This is a genomic window from uncultured Campylobacter sp. (assembly GCF_938030815.1).
Lineage (GTDB): Bacteria > Campylobacterota > Campylobacteria > Campylobacterales > Campylobacteraceae > Campylobacter_B.
The window spans coordinates 1-2226 of sequence record NZ_CALHII010000271.1; the positions used below are offsets into that span (position 1 = coordinate 1).

Here is a 2226-nt window from a genome sequence, read left to right on the forward strand (position 1 = left end):
CGCTAACGGCACGCAGTAAAGCTTTGATATAAATCAGCTCTAGATCTGTTTAAAATTTAGCAGAAGCTCGCACGCAATTCTATTTAGCATAAATTCTATCGACAACTAACACAAAATCAGATCAAATATTGCTAAAATTCCAGCCGTTTGGCGACGTAAAATTCCACCGCTACCGCCTAAAAATCGAGTTTTTTAAATTTAGCCGCACGGCGAAATTTTATCTGTTTTTGTATACGAACATTATATAATTATCAAAATTTTTTCCAAGGAGAGAGGATGAAAAAGCTCGCTACGATACTTGCGCTGCTCTGTGCGGCGGCGTTTGCCAAGGAGTATGAGTATATGGTGCAAAGTATGAGCTACGGCTCACTCGGAGGGCGCAAGGAAAGCACGCATCTAAGCTACGATGCGGCGGCGCGCAAGCTGGAGCAGATAAGAGATACGAACTCCTCGGACGGCCTAGGCTCTAGCTACAAAGAGATCAGCTACTTTGACGAAAAGGGGGATATGGTTAAATTTGAAGTATTTAACCTAGATCTTAAAAGCGGCAAGTGGAAAAAAATAGAAGATTACACGGAAAGCGTAAAGGATAATGTCACGACGCGCGAGAGCAATTCGATAGCGGATGACGGCACGCGCAATGCGAGCAAAACCGTCTCCAGCTACGACGGTAACGCGACGCAGGACGTGCGATATAAGTTTGTAAAGGGCAAATGGCAAAAAGACAGCATGAACAGATCCGTAAAAAACGCGTGGGATAAGGAGGAGCTTACGATAAGCTTCAAATGGGACGGCAAGAGCTGGCAGCCCAAAGATAAGACCGAAATTTTCTACGACGCCGCAGGGCAGATGAGCGGATACGTGAGCTACGAGTTTGTAAACGGCGCATGGCAAAACAGCGAGCGAGAGATGCTTAACGGCGATCGAAACGGCAGCTACGAGCAGATCCGCAGTACTTTTCAAAACGGCGCGTGGCAAAACGCGACGATGAGCAAGCACGAGCTTGATGCCGCGAAGGGCGAGGGGATCGTTACAAGCTTCATTTGGAACGACGAGAAGGGTGCGTGGGATAATATGAGCAAACAGACCGTTATCAAGAAGGGGACGGATTTTAATATAACCTCGTATCTGTGGGACGAACAACTTAAAGATTGGGTCAAAAGCTACTCAAACGGCGAAATTTACGATAAATCGGGCGAGCGCCCGCTTGAGCAAAGCTACGAATCAAATTCCAGCAGCAACAAATACGTCTATAGCTACGACGAGCGCGGCAGCAATACGGCGATGGATATCTACAAGCTTGACGCGAGCGGCAAATGGGTGCAAACCGGGCGCTCGGAGGCTACTTACGATACCCAAATCCCGTCGGACAGCGTGGGGCACGGAGCCGCGCTGATGATGTTTGAGATGCCTAGTATCTACGCGATAACGAGCTTTAAGGAATTTAAGCTTAAAGACGGCAAATCCGAGCTCGTAACGGAAAAGACGTGGAAATATAAAAAGATAAAGTAGCGTTTGAAGATGCGTCGGTAAAATTTCGCGGCTAAATTTTATCTGCGCGTCCTTGCGCGAGCGCTGCGGTTAAATTTTATCGTCGCGGCGACGCGTTTAAATTTAACGAGCGCCGCGCGAGCTATGCGGTTAAATTTAGCTAGCGCAGAGGTATTCGTACGCCGCGTAAATTTTAAAATTTAAATCCTACGCCGCAGCAGCTCCGCATGCAGCGGCGGCAAAAGGAAAGGTTGAAAAATGGTTTTACTTAAAGCGACAAGAGCGGCTATTTCGGCTTTAATTTCAGCAAGTATCTGTTTTACCGCCGTAGAGGCGCAAGATCACGGCGCGGCGAGCGGACAAAAACAGACGATGTAGGGCGGCGGGAGAGATGATCAAACGCCCGCAGACAAGCAAAGTAGCGAAATAAGCGCAATAAAGCGCGCAGACGAGCAAGGCGGCGAGGCGCAAAATTTTAAAATCAAAAAGCGCTATTTTCGCAGCTGTTCGTGCCTGCACAAACAAAAATCAAAGGGGCCAGTCTATCTCTACGATGAAATTTCGCAAGAGCAGGCCGAAAGATCGGCGAGCTATTTCATCGGCTATTTCAAAGAGGGCAAGCTAAGCCGCTATGAGAAAATTTACGAAGGCGAGAGAGTTCTTTCGAGCGAGGATATAAAGCGGTAGACGCGATTTAAAATTTAGATAAAAGGAGCGGTCATGAGAGGTGTTTTT

The 2226-nt window shown here is 47.5% G+C and carries 1 protein-coding gene; it reads left to right on the forward strand.

Annotation, left to right across the window (positions count from 1 at the left end):
* Positions 1–276 precede the first annotated feature (276 nt).
* Positions 277–1512 (forward strand): hypothetical protein, encoded by a 1236-nt coding sequence (locus Q0277_RS10010; protein ID WP_297997685.1) that lies wholly within the window; start codon positions 277–279, stop codon positions 1510–1512.
* The last annotated feature ends 714 nt before the right edge of the window (positions 1513–2226 follow it).

Bases quoted from the DNA above. Each gene is read 5' to 3' on its own strand.
- Q0277_RS10010 (WP_297997685.1), top strand. From the start codon at position 277: ATGAAAAAGCTCGCTACGATACTTGCGCTGCTCTGTGCGGCGGCGTTT.